The organism is Halopiger djelfimassiliensis (assembly GCF_000455365.1).
Taxonomy (GTDB): domain Archaea; phylum Halobacteriota; class Halobacteria; order Halobacteriales; family Natrialbaceae; genus Halopiger_B; species Halopiger_B djelfimassiliensis.
Map to the genome: position 1 here is coordinate 639,038 of NZ_HG315684.1, position 16,974 is coordinate 656,011.

Genomic DNA, 16,974 nt, shown 5'->3' on the forward strand with positions numbered 1-16,974 from the left:
TATCTGAAAATATAAGATAAATTTAATACCAGAGGTAACAACCATAGGGATGTGATGTCCGCGAAAGACAGCATGAAGGATTACCTCGCACAGCACCCACGAATGATCGGTGTCCTGTTCACGTTGTTCGTCCTGCTCAGTCAGGCGGGAACAGTCGTTGCAGGAACTAATACCCAGGTCGGCCCGTAGATTAAAATCAATCTTACTGAATGTTATTGGTATAAAACATACGGTTTATCTGCAATTATATTATAGCTGGTCCAACACCGTCATTCCAGTGTAACTGGTCATCAATCAGTATTGGAAGTTCTATCCATATCAAGTATTCCTGGATTGAATCCGCTTCAACCCCAGAAAACGGTGTGAAGCCTGGCGTTAAATGACGGTCTGCAACCGACTTGAGATTTGATTCAGTTACCGAACCGAGTTTAAATTCTTTAGTCGAATAAGATCTAATTGAGAAACCAAATTCATCTTCATTTCGCCTTTCAAGTTCAATAATTCCGGGTGCTCCATGATCCGTTTGAGCGATATCTACCGATCCGTCGCCGACGATGAGATACTGATCTCCGAGCGACGAGTTCTGTTGCGCGATCTCGAGCGCGCCCCGAAGCGGGAAACCGCGGTTGAGAAGTCGCGCCATCGTCTCGCCCGCTTCGACGGCGTCCTCGTTTGCGACGTCGCCGTACGTACTGACGCCGCCGAACGCGCCGCGGCGGGTGAGCGCGATTCCCTGTTCGTAGGAGCGACAGGCGTTCAGGAAGAACACACCCACGTCGACCGACTCGAGGGATCGCACGTCGAGATCGGCGTCGGGACAGCGGAGGCCGTCTTCGGTCGCGTGACCGATGTAGTGGACGAAGTCGTAGCCGCCCTCGGAAAGCAACGACGCGAGCCGGTCCGAACTCACGCCGAACTCCGAGCGGATCTCGAAGGGCAGTTCCTCCCGGGTTCCGTAGGCTTCGTCGAGCAAATCGTGCTCGTCGATCATGCGGGCATCGTTGCAGACGAGCAGGATCTCGATCGACTCGCTTCGCGCGCCGCGGTCGAGTTGGTTCCGGTAGGCCTCGATCGTCGCTTTCGACGCGTTCTGGGGCACGGCGTCGCCGAACCACGCGTGTTCCACTGATTCGTCGGTAACCGTCGGCACGACGAACTCCGAATCGCCGGTTACCGACGGCGGCGAGCGTGTGGCCGCTGCCGAACGAACGAGTTGCGCGTTCGACGGGTCCGCGCTCGAAACGGCGTCCGCGACGGTCCCGGTCGCTTCGCGGACGAGGCCGAGTTCGTTGACGACGAACGGTATCAGTTCGATACTCTCCGGGTCGTCCGGAACGTGCGCCGTCAGCGGCCAGCGCGGTGCGTGGGAGTCGATTACCTCGTAGGGAATCTCGAGGTACCGTTCCAGTCGTGCTGGCAGCGGCGTTTCGTACATCGATCCGAGGGCGAACGGCAACTCGTCTTCGAGAACCGATAGCTCGAGCAGGTCGTACTGAAAGAACCCCTCGTTTCTGACGAGGCAGTCGAGGAAGAAAAAGCGCTTCAACAGCCTGGCGATGTCGTCGCCGAACGAGCGGGTGTCCGCCAGCGTGTACTCGAACTGGGGCGTCTCGAGTTTCGGTTCCGGTCCGGGACGGATCGTCGCGCCGAGAAAGAACGCCAGCGGCGCAGCCTGATAGAGCGGCAGATACTCCGGGGGCACCGTAACCGTGATCCCGTGGTCGTTATCCGGACGGTCGATGGAGTCCGGAACTTCGAGACGCTCCCCCAGTTCGATCAACGGCGGATGGCCACGCAGGGTCGGCCACGTCCGCTCCGGCGAGGTCGTCTTCAGCGCGGACGGCAACACCGAGATGGCGTCCATCATCGACTCGACGTCGGGCGGCGTCGTAATCGTCCCCGCCGGCCGATCGTGCAGCGATCTGGCACCGAGTTCGATCGTGGACTCCCGCTCGAGCGTGATGCGGATCGATGTGAGCCCGATATCGACCGTCCCGGCGGTCTCGGTCCGACAGTACAGTTTGATCGGGCCGCTCAGGCCGACGAACTGGGTTCGCTCGTCGAGAGCAACCGTCTCACCGACGTCGAAGTTCGCTTCCGACCGACCCGTCCGATCGTGAAGCGTCACGGAAAAGAGCCGATCGAAGTAGAGTTCGTCCGTTTCGATCGTACAGGTCTTGTTTACCGGGAAACGGAACCCCTCGGGCTCGTCGGTTACTGACGAGACGACGCCGTCCGTCTTCACTTGGAGATGCCGTTGCTCGAGCGAGTCGTAGACCTCGAGCCCCGCAGGGTGAGTAGTTTCCTCGAAGGTAATCGTCATGTCTCGTCCGTCGATGAGAGAAATATGCGAGCGCACAGTCAAAAAAGATACCATTGTTCGAGTGTCCGCGCTTTCTCGTTGACGGGTGTCCCGGTGATCACGTCCGGGATTCGGTTTCGGACCCGTTTTCGTCGGCCGCCGAACTGAGCGCCCGAAACACGATCGTCGGGAACCGCGGCTCGACCGTACTCGGGCGGCGACCGCTTCCGTTTGCCGGCAAGGGTACCCGCTCGATCACGCCGCGGTCGGCGAGTTCGTACAGGAACCGTTTGACCGTCCCGTCGGTCAGCGACGACCGATCGGCGATCTCGGTCGCGACCTCGCGGATCGGTTGCTCGGCCGTCTCGACCGAGACCAGATGCCACAGCACCTGCTGGCGCGTTTCCGAGAGCGCGAGCGCCCGGTCGACGTGGACGCCGTCCTCGGGGACGTCCGACTTTGCCCGCTCGAGATGTCGGTCGGCGACCCGCTCTGCGTCTGCCTCGCTGGCACATACCGCGGCTCCGAACAGCGCCGCGAGGGCGTCGTGGGCGTTTCCGTCGGCCCAGACCGCCAGGTCGCGGACGGACTCGTGATCGAGCGCGCCCGCAGCCAGCCCGGTCGAGACGCGGTCCGTCACGACGTCGACGAGTTCGTGGTGGCGGTAGGCGGGGACGGTGACGGTCGTGCCGTCCCAGTCGTCGGGTTCGCGTTGGCCGACGGCGACGGTCGACGTGCTGTCCGCGACCGGAACCAGCAGTTCCCTGACCCGGTCGTACGACAACGTCTCGGGTTCGTCGTGGTGGTCGATCGCCACGACCGCACGCCGGTCGCGACGGCCGAGCAGGGCACCGAGTCGATCCCGCAGTTCGTCGGTCCCGATGCCGCTTTCGGGGACCGCGTCGGCCGAGACTACCGAAAGAACCGCACGATAGAAGGCGAACGCACTCTCGACGCGGCGGCCGTCGACGTAGACGAACCACGTCACCGGGCCGGTGCTGCCGGCCCGAGTCGTCGTGGCGATCGACCGGCTCGATTCGCCGAGTCGCTCGTTTAACGCATCGAACAGCGCAGTGACGATCGCGGACGTTCCCGACCCGGCCGGACCGACGACCGCAACCGGCGACGGTAACTCTCCGTTGAACACCGGCTCGAGCGCGTCGAGCAACTGCTCGAGAACGGGACCGCGACCGATCGGCTCCGGCCGGTGGACCACGGGACTGAGATGATCGCGGTCGACGATGACCGCTCTCCCCTGCTGTGCCGACCGCCGTCGTGCGATGCGCTCGTGGAGGTTCATTACTTCGCGGACGGGTCGGGACCGACGAGGGCTGCTTCGAGTACCTCGAGCGTGTGGGTGATCTCGTAGCCGGTGCCGTGTTCCATCTGCATCGAACAGGTCGGACACTCCGTCAGACCCGTCCGGGCGTCGGCGTCCTCCATGTGATCGAACATCTCTTCACCGATTTTCATGGATGTTTCGTAATTCTCCGCCTTCCATCCGTACGTTCCCGAAATCCCGGAACAGGAGTCCCCGACGTCGTGGGCGTCGACCCCGTCGATCGCGTCGAGCACTTCGAGCGTCTGGCCGTCGAGTCCCTGATTTCGGGAGTGACACGGCGCGTGATACGCGAAGTCGTCGAACTCGTCGCCGACGGACGTTCCCTCGAGTTCGCCCTCGAGGTCCTCGTGGACCCGGAGATACTCGATGGCGTCCCAGGTGTTTTCGGCGACGGTTTCGGTGCCGTCGAAGTCAAACAGTTCGGGGTACTCCTGGCGAAGCGACATCGAACAGGAGCTACAGCCGGCGACGATGTCGGCCCCGTCCTCGATCGCCGCAGCGAGTTCGCGGACGTTCGTCTCGGCCGCCCGCCGGGCGTCCTCGAGCATCCCGTTTGCGAACATCGGCGTCCCGGAACAGGCTTGCTCGGGGACCATGACCTCGTAGCCGAAGTACTCGTAGACCCGGACCAGTGCCTTCGCGACCTCCGGCGTGTTGTAGTTCGAGTAACAGCCGTGGAAGTAGGCGATCCGTTTCTCCTCGCTTTGGACCTTCGCGCCCCCGCGTTTGGTCCACCACTCGCGGAACGTCTCGGTCGCGAACTCGGGGAAGTCGCGCTCGCTCGTGATCCCGAGGAGTTTCTCACCCATCCACTTGGTTACGGAAAGCCCCATCACGAAGTTGGCCGTCCGCGGGAACATCGCGCCCAGCGGGGCGAGACGCCGGTAGTTCGCCAGTATTCTGTTCCGGAGGTATTCCCGGGAGAGTTTGCTCATGTTCTCGTCGACGTACTCCGCCCGGGCGGTGTTGTGCATCTGCGAGAGCGGCACCTCGGAGGGGCAAGCGCTATCACAGCGCATACAGTTCGAACACTTCATCACCGAGTCGTCGATGTCGTGGTCGTCCTGACGCTTGAGCCGCCACTGCTCCGGCCCCTGAAACTTCGGCCCGGGGAACTCGTCGTCGACCTCCGCGACCGGACAGTTGGTGTCGCAGGTCGAACACTTGTAACAGTTGTCCGCGCCCGGTCGGAGGTCCATCTCCTCGGCCTCGGGGAACACCTGGATCGGTTCGAACTCCTCGTCTCCCGGTACGTGATCGTCGGTCGGTCGTTCTGCGTCGCTCATCGAATCACCTGAATCTGTCGTGAGATCATACTCGAGTCGCTCATTCGCTCCCCTCCTCGCCGGCGCGCGTGCCGGCGACGTATCCGGTCGCCAGCGAGACGCCCCCGCCGGATTTCTCCGCCGCGAAGTCGTAGCCGCCGAGGACGGCACCCGCCGCTCGCAGGTTCGAATACTCCGGGTTCTCCCCCGCATCGAGCGGGCGAAGGTCGCGGTCGGGAACGAGACCGAACCGCGCGTAGGGGTGGTCGCCGAAGACGTCGTCGACGAACCAGTCGTAGCGGTCCGTGGCGTGTGGCACGTGACAGTCGAAGATCGGTTCGAACACCCGTTCGCGCTCGGATCGGACGCCCTTCCCGACCAGTCCGCCCGTCGCGAGGACGTACTGCTCGGCCCGATAAGGGATCTCCGTCCCGTTCCGGTCGACGACGACGTGATCGATCCGGTCGCCGCCGTCGTCGGTCTCGAAATCGATCACGGGAACGCCCGATGTCGTCCGGACGCCCGCCTCCTCGAGGGCGTCGTACAGCAACTCCTCGAGTCGGATGCCCGGCAGGCTCGGCGGTCCCATCGGGACTTCGAATACCTCGACGCCGAGCGCGTCCGCGAGATCGGCCCGGACCGCCGCGGCGTGTTCGTCCCCCAAAATCGCGGGGAAGCCGACGCGGGTCTCGTCCTCGAGGTGGGGTTCGACGGCCGCGGCGAGTGCCTCGCGCGCGCCGGCCTCGCCGTCCCCGGTCGCGACGGTGTCGTCCCGGTCGAGCAGGTGGGCGTACCGCGTGACCTTCGCGTCGTCCCGGACGATGCCGGGAAACGAGAGGGTGACGCCGCGGGCCGCAAACGGCGCGCCGGCGGCCTCGAGGTGGGCGGCCGCAAGCGGGGCTTCGAAATCGGGCAGCGTCCCGAAGCCGACCAGCAGGGTGTCCCGGTCGTCGCTTGCCAGTCCGGCGGCCGTCGAGGCCGGATAGCGCGCGGTCGGCTTGACGGTGCCGCCGTGGGTCGGAACGAGCGCGTTGGCGTCGGTATGGCCGCCAGCGTAGCTATCGCCGGCCACGTCGTCGAAAAACGACAGTGCCTCTCGGACCGCCTCGACCCCGACGCGTTCGTAGGGATGGCCGTCCGGGAGGGCCGCCAGCGCGTCGAACGGATCGACCACCGGCCCCTCCCCGTCGGGCGTGTAGCCCAGCACGTCGATCAGGCCGCTGGCGTGTCGGAGCGTGCTCTGTTTGTACGTGACGAGCCGGACCTGTCCGTCCCGTTCGGCGGCGGCGAGTGCGGCGGTCGCGCCGGCGAGGCCGCCGCCGATCACGAGCACGTCGTCTTCGATCGCCATCTCAGTTCCCCCCGTCGAAGTTCGCGTACTCGATGTCACCGGGCGTGCCGGCGGGATCGGCGTCCCGGTTCATCGTGGTCGCGTGAAGCGCGTAGTTGAGCATCGCCTGCGAGAGCTGTTCGCCCCACAGCGCGTGTCGTTGGCCCTTCCAGCGTTCCTGAAAGAGTTCGTCGAGTGCCTCCCGGACCGTCGCCTCGTCGTACTCGGGGTGGAGTTCGTTGGCCATCTGCATGCTACAAAAGCCGCCCTGACAGTTGCCCATCGACGCCCGCGTGCGGATGCGAACCGCGTTCAGATCCGAGCCGGACTGTTCGATCGCGTCTCGAACCTCCGCGCGGGTGACCCCCTCACACTGACAGATGACGGGGTTTGCCTCGTCGGTCTCGAGCACCTCGCTCGCCCGACTGCCCAGTCGTTGTTTGCTCCGCCGTGCGATCGGGGACCGCAGGCCGAAGTCGTCCATCCCCTGCTCGAGGGCCTCGATGTTCTCGCTGCCGGGCAGCGGTTCCTCGGCGGTGGCACAGCTGGCGTCGACGCCGAGTTTCTCACAGACGTGATCCGAAATCTCCTCGGCCATCGCCCGGTAGGTCGTGAACTTGCCGCCGACGATGCTGGACATGCCGGCGACCCCGTCCCGATCGGCGTGGTCGAGCAGGAAGAAGTCCCGCGTGATGTCGGTCGGGTCCTTCGTGCCCGTCCCCGGCGGTTCGTACAGCGGTCGGACCCCCCAGAACGAGCGGATCGTCCGTGCCTCCTGCAGGATGGGCACGAGTTCCGAGAGCGTCTCGATCATGTGATCGACCTCCCACTGTTCCTCGGGGTAGTCGTCGGGATCGGCGACCTCCTCGTCGGTCGTCCCGAGGATCGCCGTGGTTTCGTGGGGGACGATGATGTCGGCGTCGCCCTTCGGTCGACAGCGGTTGACGACGGTGTCGACCTGCCGCACGTTCATGATCGTCATGACGCCCTTCGAGGGCCGGACCTCGATCTCGAGGTCGGCCATCGCGCCGATCTGCCCGGCCCACGCGCCGGTCGCGTTGACGACGTACTCGGCGGTGATCTCCTCGGTGGTACCGGGGGCGTTGTGCGTGCGCTTGCCGGGGCCGGAGTCGTGGCGGACTTTCACGCCGTAGATGTCGTCGCCCTCCCGCAGGAGGTCGATGACTTCGGCGTGGGTTTCGATACGTGCCCCGTGATTCTGTGCGTCGAGTGCGTTCGCGACACAGAGTCGAAACGGGTCGACCGCTCCGTCCGGAACCTCGATCGCACGCGCCACGTCGTCGGCAAGGTACGGTTCGACTTCCCGGGCTTCCCGTCCCGAAAGCACGCGTGCGGGAATGCCACACTCCCGACACCCCTCGAGTTTCTCCTGAAAGTACTCGTCCGAGTCCTCGGGCCGCTGGACGAACAGCCCGCCGGTCATCTCGACGCAGTGATCGGCGATGTCCCGGAGCACCTCGTTTTCCTCGATACACTCCGTCGCGCTCGCCTGATCGGAGACGGCGTACCGACCGCCGCTGTGTAAAAGCCCGTGCATTCGTCCGGTCGTTCCGCCTGTCAAGTTGCCTCGCTCGACGAGGGTCACCTCGAGCCCGCGCATCGCCAGATCCCGGGCGATGCCACAGCCGGTCGAGCCGCCCCCGAGGACGAGGACATCCGTGTCCTGTGCCATCCCTTCGTTCGTCCCTAGCACTCCCCCGCCTTTATTTTATCGGCGGTTGCCTAACACCCATAATAATCGGAGGTGAGCCGCGACCCGCGATCGAGGTTTCGACGCCGGTCGACTTCCTTACACAGAAACAGGTATCAGGTCCTAGAGAGAGGGATCAGAGAGGGGCCGAGCGGGTCTCGATCCATCAGCCCCGCTATCAGTAACATTTATAATGATCGTCGAGACTGTTTACCAGTAGCACGCGACCAGCGGTAAAAATGTCGCGTGGTCAGTTCAGGGGTGATTACCAGTGACAGACAATACGTACGTCGGCGCAGTCGATCAGGGGACGACCGGAACGCGGTTTATCGTGTTCGATCACGGCGGTCAGGTCGTCGCTAACGCCTACGAAAAGCACGAACAGATCTACCCGGAACCCGGCTGGGTCGAGCACGACCCGATGGAAATCTGGGAGAACACCAAACGCGTCATCACGCAGGCGCTCGGACAGGCGGGCATCAGCCCCGACCAGCTCGAGGCCCTTGGCGTCACGAACCAGCGCGAAACCACGGTGCTGTGGGACGCCGACTCCGGTCGGCCGGTCCACAACGCCATCGTCTGGCAGGACCGCCGGACGACCGACCGCGTCGAGGAACTCGAGGAAAACGGCATGGTCGAGACCATCCGCGAGAAGACGGGACTCGAGGCCGACGCGTACTTCTCGGCGACCAAAGCCGAGTGGCTGCTCGACGAGGCCGATCCGATCAAGATGGAGCGCGCCCGGCCGGCCGACATTCGCGAACGGGCCGAACAGGGGGACGTGCTCTTTGGCACCATCGACACGTGGCTCATCTACAACCTCACGGGCAACCACGTCACCGAGGTCACGAACGCCTCGCGGACGATGCTGTACAACATCCACGACCTCGAGTGGGACGACGACCTCCTCGATGAGTTCAACGTCCCAGCGGAGATGTTACCCGAGGTCCGCCCCTCGAGCGACGAGGCGACCTACGGGACGACCGACCCCGAGGGCTTCCTCGAGGCCGAGATCCCCGTTGCGGGGGCGCTCGGCGACCAGCAGGCGGCGCTGTTCGGTCAGACCTGCTTCGACGCCGGCGACGCCAAGAACACCTACGGGACGGGTTCGTTCTTCCTGATGAACACCGGCAACGAGGCCGTCGAAAGCGACCACGGCCTGTTGACGACGATCGGCTTCCAGCGCTCGGGCGAGGACGTCCAGTACGCACTGGAGGGATCGATCTTCATCACCGGCGCGGCCATCGAGTGGCTCGAGGACATGTCGCTGATCGACGACCCGTCCGAAACCGCGGAACTCGCCCGCAGCGTCGACTCGACCGACGGCGTCTACGTCGTCCCGGCGTTCACCGGCCTTGGAGCGCCCCACTGGGACCAGCGCGCCCGGGGTACCATCGTCGGGATGACACGTGGCACCCGCAAGGAGCACATCGTCCGGGCGACGCTCGAATCGATCGCCTACCAGACCCGCGACGTCGCGGCGGCGATGGAAGCCGACTCGGGGATCGACATGACGAGCCTGAAAGTCGACGGCGGCGCGGTCAAGAACAACTACCTCTGTCAGCTTCAGTCCGATATCATCGGCTCGGAGATCGTCCGACCGGTCGTCGACGAGACGACGGCGCTCGGGTCGGCCTACGCCGCGGGGCTGGCCGTCGGCTACTGGAACGATCTCGACGAGTTGCGCAACAACTGGCAGATCGATCGCGAGTTCGAGCCGAAGATGGATCCGAACACGGCCGACAAACGCTACGAACGCTGGATCGACGCCGTCGAACGGTCCCGCGACTGGGCGAACGACGGTGATGCCGAATGATCGATGCGCTGCTCGATCTCGCGGAACTCATCGCCGCGTTCGGCGGCGGTGCCTTCGGCGCGGCGCTCGGGCCGCTTCCCGCCTTCATCTTCACCGGGTTCCTGGTGATCGCCGGCGAAGCCGCGACCCTCGTCGACCCGAACGCGGCCGCCATCACCGATGGGGTCGCCTTCGGGCCGCCGTTCTCGCCGGCGATCAGTTTCGCCGGCGGCGTGGCCGCGACGGCCTATGCCGCACGCCGTGGCTACCTCGAGACGGGGTTCGATTACCACGAGGCGAAGAACATCGCGTTCGCGCTCGGTACCAAGCCCGACGTGCTCGCCGTCGGCGGCGCGTTCGGTGTCCTCGGCTACTGGCTCCAGACCGTCTCGGCTGAACTCGCGATGCCGTACGACCCCATCGCGATGGGCGTCGTGCTCTCCGCGCTGTTTCACCGGCTGATCCTCGGCTACAGCATCATCGGGACGGTCCGGAGCTCGAGCGTTCTCGACATGAGTCCGTTCGAGGACGGGGAAAAGCGCGTCATCGGCGAGCCCGCGACCGACGGCGGACAGGCACAGGCCGCCGACGCGTCGCCGGCCGAACAGCGGGAGGGCGACCGACTGGTCGTCGAACCGTGGCTCGGCCACCAGTACAAGTGGGGTCACGTCGCGATGATCGGTCTCGTCGCCGGAATTCTGGGGGCGTACGTCGCCGTCACGACCGGCAGCGCGTTCCTCGGGTTCGGTATCAGCGCGGCGTCGCTGGTCTTTCTCAACTGCGGCGTCGAGAAGACCCCGGTCACCCACCACATCACCCTCCCGGCATCGACCGCCGCGCTGGCGGTCTCTCTCGGTCCACAAGCGGCTGCCACCGCGCCCGTCGACTATCAGGAGGGGGCGATGCTCGCCGGCGAAGGACTGGCGGTCGCGCTCGTCGTCGGCCTCCTGTTCGGCATCGTCTGTGCGCTGTTCGGAGAACTGTTCCAGCGAATCTTCTACGCCCACAGCGACACCCACTGGGACCCGCCGGCAGCGGCGATCGTCTTCGGGACCTTCCTCGTGACGCTCTGTTACGTTGCCGGGGTCTTCGGAACCACCGTCTGGGTCCCGTGGTTCTGACCGTCGCCAACTGACGATCCGTTTTTTGTCGACTCGCGTCCCCGAGCCGACCGGCTCCGGTCCGGTCGCGTCACAACCACGGGATCGGCGTATCCGCGAACACGCCGTCGACGCCCTCGAGCGAGAGCATCGCCGTTTCGAACCCCGAGTCGACCGTCCAGGCGTTCACGTCGAACCCTCGGTCGTGTGCCCGGTCGATGATGTCCGTCTCGAAACACAGCGCGGTCGACGGATGAACGGCCACGCAGTCCAGTTCCGCGGCGGTCTCGAGGACGTCCGCGGGAGCCGCCCCGTCCCCGACCACGTACGCGAGCGGAACGGTCGAATCGAGCGACTCCACCTGAGCTAGCGCGGTTGCGTCGAACGACGAGACACGAACCGTGACCTCGTGGCGCTCGAGCAACTCGAGGAGATCCGGTGCCAGCCCGCGCTCTTTCAGTTCGACGTTCAGACGGACGTCCGCGGGAACCGCCTCGAAGACCGCCTCGAGTCGGGGGACGCGAGCGTCGCTGGATTCGACCCGCAGCGTTTTGAGCCGCTCCCAGTCGGTCGCGCCGACCCGACCGTTCCCGTCGGTGGTTCGCTCGAGGCGCTCGTCGTGGAGACAGACGAGTTCCCCCGAGCCACAGTGCCGGACGTCGACCTCGATCGCGTCCGCCCGCGGCGCGGCGTATCGGACGGCTGCGACGGTGTTTTCGGGTCGCTCGTCCGCGAACCCGCGGTGGGCGATGACCTCGGTCGAGCGCTCGCGGGCGAGACTCCCGGACAGCAGCGTCGCGCCGCCGACGGCCGTGCCGGCCAGCAGGTGCCGCCGCGTCACCTTCGGGCCAATCATCGGGTGACGGACGCCTCCGGTCGGCAGTGCTCGCGATCGGAGTGGTAGATCGCCGCCCCCGTTTCCGGATCGAACAGGTGGAGCCGGGTTTCGTCGACGGTCAGCGTCACGGCGTCGCCGGCGTCGCGGTCGGCTCGCGGGTCGGTCTGGACGTGAAACTCGTCCCCGCCGGCGCGACAGTGGAGCAACAGCGTATCGCCGAGCGGTTCGGTCACCGTGATCGTCGCCTCGATCGGTCCCGTCGATCCTCGCTCCGGACCCGTCCCGCGGTCGACGATCGAGACGTCCTCCGGCCGGAAGCCGAGGACGGCTCGACCGGCGTAGTCATCGAGTTCGGACGCCTGCGGCAGCGACAGTTCGAACGCACCGTGGCGGGCGATCGGACCACCCGGCGTCCCCTCGAGTTCGACCTCGAGCATGTTCATCGCCGGATCGCCGATGAACTCGGCGACGAAGCGGTTGGCCGGGGAGTCGTAGAGCCGCTGTGGCGGTGCGACCTGCTGGACCTGCCCATCGCGCATGACGACGACTCGCTCGCCGAGCGTCATCGCTTCGGTCTGGTCGTGCGTGACGTAGACGGTCGTCGTCCCCAGGTCCTCGTGGAGTCGCGCCAGTTCGGTCCGCATCCGGACGCGCAGTTTCGCGTCGAGGTTCGACAGCGGTTCGTCCATGAGGAAGACGGCCGGGTCGCGAACGATCGCCCGGCCGAGCGCGACCCGCTGGCGCTCCCCGCCGGAGAGCGCCGCCGGTTTCCGATCGAGGAGGTCGGCGATGTCGAGCACGTCGGCGGCCTCCGCGACGCGCCGGTCGATCTCCGCGCTCGAGAACGACGTGGCAGAGCCCATTCCGAAGGTCATGTTCCGTTCGGCGGTCATATGCGGATACAGCGCGTAGTTCTGGAACACCATCGCGACGTCGCGTTCGTGGGGTTCGCGGGCGGTCACGTCCTCGTCGCCGAGACGGATCGTCCCGTCGGTCGGCGACTCGAGGCCGGCGAGACACCGAAGCAGCGTCGACTTGCCACAGCCGGACGGGCCGACGATGACGAGGAACTCCCCGTCGGAAACGGACAGGTCGATCCCGTCGACGGCGGTCACGTCGTCGAAGCGTTTCGTCAGGTCAGTGAGTGTTATCGAAGCCATGTTATTGGACGCCAAACGTCTCGAGCAGCGGTTTTCGGCAGGCGATCAGAACGAAAAGCGGCGGGACGAGCGTCACGATCGACCCGGCCATCACGAGCGGCCAGGAGACGTCGCCGGATTCGACGACCCCCCGGAGGAGCCGGATGCCGACCTGCGAGACCTGCATCGACTGGTCGTTGACGATCAACAGCGGCCAGAGGTACTGGTTCCACGAGTAGATGAACATGATGACGGAGACGCCCGCGAGCATCCCCTTCGACATGGGAAGCAGGACGAACACGAGGAACCGAAGCGGCCCGACGCCGTCGAGTTTCGCCGCCTCGACGAGCGAGGGCGGGATCGACAGGAAGTGCTGGCGAAGCAGAAACACCGTCGTCGCGCTGGCGAGGTACGGAATCGTCAGCGCGAAGAACGTATTGGCCCAGCCGAGGTCGGCAACGAGTTGGAACAGCGGGACGATCCGAACTGGAACCGGAAGCATGAGCGTCACGAGGACGACCGCGAACACCGCGTTTTTGAACGGGAACCGGTAGTAGACGATCGCGAGCGCGGCCAGCAGCGAGACGACGAGTTTGCCGGCGACCACGACGATCGACATGAGAAACGAGTTGAGCATGTACCGCCCCATGTCGTACCGAAAGAGCACGTCGTGGTAGTTTCGGGCCGCCGTCTCGAGCGACAGTTCCGAGAGGCTCGTCAGCGTCGCTCGCGTCCCGAAGCTGATGAGGACCGCCACCGCCAGCGGAAGCGCCATCAGACTCACCGCGACCAGCAATCCGACGTGGGCACCCAGCGGAGCCTCGCGGTCGCGGATCGACGGCCACTCGAGGTCGACTGGCGCGGTTCTCGATCCGGGTAGCTGTTCGCGCATGGTCAGGCACCGTAGTGGACGCGGTCGTTCGAGAGCCGAAGCTGTGCGTACATCAGCGCGCTCACGACCACGAACAGGACGATCGATTGCGCCGAGGCGAGGCCGTGGTTGTTGAACTCGAACGCGTTTCGGTAGAGATCGAAGATCAGGACGTTCGTGGCCCCCCCGGGACCGCCCTGTGTCATCAGGTCGATGAACGCGAACGTGCCGAAGAACGCGTAGATGGTGTTCATTACCACCAGAAACAGCAGGGTCGGCGAGATCAGCGGGGCGTAGACTCGAAGGAGCCGGGTCCATCGACCGACCCCGTCGAGTTCGGCGGCTTCCGTGAGGGTCTCTGGGACCTTGTTCAGCGCCGCGAGCATGAAGATGACGTTGTAACCGAGTTGTTTCCAGATCGCCGCGGCCGTGACGACGACGAACGCCTGCCGGCCATTGCTGAACCAGTCGACGTCGATCGGGGTGTATCCTTCGACGAGCCCGGTGACCGTCCCGATCGACGGATGGACTAGAAAGAGAAAGACGGTGCCGGCGACGGCGGGCGGCAACGCGTACGGCCAGATCGCGGCGATCAGATACCACGACTGGCCCCAGTCGACCTCGTGCAACAGCGCGGAGACGACGAGCGAGACGGCCATCACGCCGCCGACGACCACCGCCGCGAACGCGACGGTCACGGCGACGCTTTCGTGATACGACGACGACTCCAGCAGCGTCTCGTAGTTCCCGAGGCCGACCCACGTTCGCTGGCCGCCGAAAAACAGCGTCTGGTAGAAGCTCAACTCGAAGGCCTTGATCGCGGGGTAGTAGAGAAAGACCGCCGAGACGAGCAGCGTCGGGGCCACCAGCAGGTACGCGACGGCGATCCCCCGGATCTCGGTACGCAGCGGCCGTCGACCCGCTCGAGCGTTCGCGATGGCCCCTCGAACGCCGTGCTCTCGCAGGTACGCCGCGGTCCCCCGGAGCCCCCGCTTCCGCAGGAACCGACACACGCCGAGCGAGCCGCCGTATATCTCTCGCGTCGACATGGGTTAGGACCCGCGTGCCTCGACGTACCGCTCCATCTCCGATTCGATCGCCGTTTTCATGGTCGAGAGCCCGTCCTCGAGCCCGGTCCGGTCCTCGAATATCTCGACGGATCCCTCCTGCAGTTCGACGGCGACCTTCCGGGCGGGACCGACGAGCATCCGCTTTGTCGCGGTCGTCTGCTCGCTGGCGAGCAGTTGCTCGAACGCGGTCCCGTGGTGTGGGCTCTCCTCGAACCAGCCCTCGTCCTCGAGCCGATCGACGGCCGACTCACGAACCGGGTAGTAGCCCGTCTCGCGGTGCCACTCGATCTGGTTTTCCGGACGGGTCATGAACTCGAGCAGTCGGCCGGCCTCCTCGGCGCGGTCGTCCGGGAGGTCCGCGGGGACCCACAGGGACGCGCCGCCGATGACAACGCCCTCGCGGCCGTCGATCGCCGGGTAGAACCCGGTCCCGAGTTCGAACCCGTTTGCCTCGCTCTGTGCGATGGCCCCCGAGACGGAGGCCGTCGACGTGAGTAACATGCCGACGTCCTGCCCGTAGAAGAGATCGGTCGCCTCGGTCCAGGCCTCCATCCCCGGGTTCGTATAGAGGTCCTCGCTCGCCAGGTCGCGCCACCACGACCAGATCGTCTCGCCGACGTCCGTTTCGGTGTGGACGGTGGTCGGATCGTCCGCCCAGCCGTTCTCGTTGTCGACGAGGGGCTGGCCGGCCAGCGCGTACCAGTGTTCGAGAAACCAGACGTGGTTGGGCCAGGTGATGCCGTAGTCGGCCGCGCCGGCGTCGACGATCGCTTGCGAGTACTCGGTTACCTCCTCGAGCGTTTCCGGCGGCGACTCCGGATCGAGTCCCGCCTCGTCGAAGACGTCCTTGTTGTAGTAGAGGATCGCGTTCGAGTTGTTAAACGGCAGGGAGTAGAGGGTTCCGTCGACGGTAAAGAAGTCGGCGACGGGATCGAGGAAGTCCGCGACTGGATAGTCGTCCGGTAGCACGTCCTCGACCGGCTGGTACGCGCCGGTATCGAGGAGCTGTTTCGCGTGCAGGCTGTCGATCTGGACGATTTCGGGCATCGTCCCGGCTTCGAGCCCCGCGAACGACTGGTTCAGGGTGTCCTCGTAGCTGCCCTGATACGACATCTCGACCGCGATGCCGGTTTCGTCTTCGAACGCGTCCCCCAGTTCCGTCATCGTCTCGCCGTTCCCGCCGCCCATCGCGTGCCAGACGGTGACGGCGTCCTCGTTCGGCGTCTCGAGGCCGTCGCTCCCGCCGGGGAGGGCGTCGCTGAGACAGCCGGCTATCGCGAGACTGCCGGTAAGCGACGCGGCTCCCCCTTTCAGAAGCGCTCTGCGTGAATTGCGGCTCACGGCTTCGAGGTCCCACACGAGGGTAATGAACGTTACTAGGAGCTGACCATACGCGACCGAAGCGAAACGTACCGGCCGGATCGACTCATACCCCTACTGTGAGAACGGTTTGCATCCGTCCGGCTTCGAACGGACCGGAGTTCGCTCGAGAAACGGTTTTGGGGACGGGCATCCGACCCGTCGGTATGACAGCCGATCCGCCGCTGGTGCTCGACATCGACGGGACGCTGACCCGCCCCGAAGGCTGGGGCATCGACCCGCGGGTCTTCGATCCGCTCCGGGCGTGGGACGCCCCCGTCATCGTCGCGACCGGGAAAGCCTTCCCGTATCCTGTCGCGCTCTGTCACTTCGTCGGCATTCCCGAACTGGTCGTGGCCGAAAACGGCGGCGTCGTCTACACCGGCGACGACGTCTTCTTCACCGCCGACCGCGAGGCCGCACAGGCCGTCGCCGAGGCGTACCGCGCCGCCGGCTATTCGCTCGGCTGGGGCGCGGAGGATACCGTCAACCGGTGGCGTGAAACCGAGATCGCCGTCGCTCTCGAACAGCCGATCGCCCCGCTCCGGGAGATCGCGGCCGAGCACGGCCTCGAAGTGATCGACACCGGCTACGCCTATCACGTCAAGGACACCGCCCCGAACAAGGGCGACGGCGTCGAGACGATTGCCGACCGCGTCGGGGTCGACCTCGCCGACTGCGTGGCCGTCGGCGACTCCGTCAACGACGTCTCGACGTTCGAGGTGGTCGGCCGCAGTTTCGCCGTTTCGAACGCCGACGAACCCGCGACACGCGCGGCCGATGAAGTGCTCGAGGGGGCACACGCGGACGGGACGCTCGCGGTCCTCGAGCGGGTCGCCGAAACCGGATAGC

The 16,974-nt window shown here is 65.4% G+C and carries 14 protein-coding genes; 4 read left to right on the top strand and 10 right to left on the bottom strand.

Annotated features, from left to right (window positions below):
• Positions 1-54 precede the first annotated feature (54 nt).
• Positions 55-189, top strand: a complete 135-nt coding sequence (locus TX80_RS20135; protein ID WP_449271530.1) for a DUF7503 family protein — start codon at positions 55-57, stop codon at positions 187-189.
• A 55-nt stretch (positions 190-244) separates the two neighbouring features.
• On the opposite strand, the gene TX80_RS03135 is transcribed toward TX80_RS20135, so the two are convergent.
• The 5 genes from TX80_RS03135 to glpA form a co-directional block, all read right to left on the bottom strand.
• Positions 245-2,323 carry a hypothetical protein gene (locus TX80_RS03135; RefSeq protein WP_049921410.1) on the bottom strand — a complete coding sequence of 693 codons (2,079 nt, stop codon included), beginning with the start codon at positions 2,321-2,323 and terminating at the stop codon, positions 245-247.
• A gap of 97 nt (positions 2,324-2,420) precedes the next feature.
• On the bottom strand, positions 2,421-3,602 hold the full coding sequence (locus TX80_RS03140; RefSeq protein ID WP_049921411.1) for a Cdc6/Cdc18 family protein: 1,182 nt from the start codon (positions 3,600-3,602) through the stop codon (positions 2,421-2,423).
• The gene (locus TX80_RS03145) at positions 3,602-4,930 is read right to left on the bottom strand and encodes an anaerobic glycerol-3-phosphate dehydrogenase subunit C (RefSeq protein ID WP_049921412.1); all 1,329 of its coding nucleotides are present in this window, start codon (positions 4,928-4,930) and stop codon (positions 3,602-3,604) included. Before TX80_RS03145 ends, TX80_RS03140 begins: the two co-directional genes overlap by 1 nt.
• Positions 4,931-4,970: 40 nt before the next feature.
• Positions 4,971-6,260, bottom strand: a complete 1,290-nt coding sequence (gene glpB, locus TX80_RS03150) for a glycerol-3-phosphate dehydrogenase subunit GlpB (RefSeq protein ID WP_049921413.1) — start codon at positions 6,258-6,260, stop codon at positions 4,971-4,973.
• Position 6,261: 1 nt separating this feature from the next.
• On the bottom strand, positions 6,262-7,932 hold the full coding sequence (gene glpA, locus TX80_RS03155; protein ID WP_049921414.1) for an anaerobic glycerol-3-phosphate dehydrogenase subunit GlpA: 1,671 nt from the start codon (positions 7,930-7,932) through the stop codon (positions 6,262-6,264).
• Between the two features lie 289 nt (positions 7,933-8,221).
• Here glpA and glpK point away from each other — a divergent pair, with 289 nt between their 5' ends.
• Together glpK and TX80_RS03165 are read left to right on the top strand one after the other, a co-directional pair.
• Positions 8,222-9,766: a glycerol kinase GlpK gene (gene glpK, locus TX80_RS03160; protein ID WP_049921415.1), complete on the top strand. Its 1,545-nt coding sequence runs from the start codon at positions 8,222-8,224 to the stop codon at positions 9,764-9,766.
• On the top strand, positions 9,763-10,866 hold the full coding sequence (locus TX80_RS03165; RefSeq protein WP_049921416.1) for a hypothetical protein: 1,104 nt from the start codon (positions 9,763-9,765) through the stop codon (positions 10,864-10,866). The genes glpK and TX80_RS03165 overlap by 4 nt, the downstream gene beginning before the upstream one ends.
• 70 nt (positions 10,867-10,936) lie before the next feature.
• Here TX80_RS03165 and TX80_RS03170 read toward each other — a convergent pair whose 3' ends face one another.
• Genes TX80_RS03170 through TX80_RS03190 form a run of 5 tightly spaced genes read right to left on the bottom strand, consistent with a single transcriptional unit; the run spans position 10,937 to position 15,951 of the window.
• Positions 10,937-11,701 (bottom strand): glycerophosphodiester phosphodiesterase, encoded by a 765-nt coding sequence (locus TX80_RS03170; protein ID WP_081661412.1) that lies wholly within the window; start codon positions 11,699-11,701, stop codon positions 10,937-10,939.
• Complete coding sequence (locus TX80_RS03175) at positions 11,698-12,843, bottom strand: ABC transporter ATP-binding protein (RefSeq protein ID WP_049921417.1); 1,146 nt, start codon at positions 12,841-12,843, stop codon at positions 11,698-11,700. The genes TX80_RS03170 and TX80_RS03175 overlap by 4 nt, the downstream gene beginning before the upstream one ends.
• Position 12,844: 1 nt before the next feature.
• The gene (locus TX80_RS03180) at positions 12,845-13,714 is read right to left on the bottom strand and encodes a carbohydrate ABC transporter permease (protein WP_049921418.1); all 870 of its coding nucleotides are present in this window, start codon (positions 13,712-13,714) and stop codon (positions 12,845-12,847) included.
• Positions 13,715-13,716: 2 nt separating this feature from the next.
• Positions 13,717-14,742: a carbohydrate ABC transporter permease gene (locus TX80_RS03185; protein ID WP_081661428.1), complete on the bottom strand. Its 1,026-nt coding sequence runs from the start codon at positions 14,740-14,742 to the stop codon at positions 13,717-13,719.
• Positions 14,743-14,745: 3 nt separating this feature from the next.
• Positions 14,746-15,951, bottom strand: coding sequence for an ABC transporter substrate-binding protein (locus tag TX80_RS03190; RefSeq protein WP_049922175.1), 1,206 nt, complete (start codon positions 15,949-15,951; stop codon positions 14,746-14,748).
• Positions 15,952-16,289: 338 nt separating this feature from the next.
• Between TX80_RS03190 and TX80_RS03195 the strand changes: the two genes are divergently transcribed.
• Entirely contained in the window at positions 16,290-16,973 is a 684-nt protein-coding gene (locus tag TX80_RS03195; RefSeq protein ID WP_049921419.1) for an HAD-IIB family hydrolase, read from the top strand.
• Position 16,974 lies beyond the last annotated feature (1 nt).